This window comes from Mesorhizobium sp. 01N446 (genome assembly GCF_056399285.1).
Map to the genome: position 1 here is coordinate 1 of NZ_JBFTRA010000055.1, position 361 is coordinate 361.

General features: G+C 66.4%; 1 protein-coding gene. It reads left to right on the forward strand.

The features are described from left to right. The coding region (locus tag AC1DPX_RS35195; protein WP_477242628.1) for a VCBS domain-containing protein at positions 1–361 on the forward strand (361 nt) is incomplete at both ends.

Below are 361 nucleotides of genomic sequence, written 5' to 3' on the forward strand. Positions count from 1 at the left end.
CCAAGCCCTTCGACACCACGCCCGACGCCAACAACAGCACCAACATCGAGGCCGGCAAGGACGTCTTCACCTATACCGTCACCGACAGCCTCGGTAACACCAACACCTCGACCATCTCCATCGACATCAAGGACGACGTCCCGACAGCCAAGCCCGACACGGACGCGGCACAGTCGGGCGAGACGGTGACCGGCAATGTCGAGACCGGGACMAGCACCCACGGCACCGGCGCGGCCGACACGGCCGGCGCCGACGGCATCGCCTCGATCGCCTGGACGGGCATCGCCGGCTCCACGGTGACGGGAACCTATGGCGTGCTGACGGTCGATGCCAATGGCGGCTACAGCTACCATGCCAACCC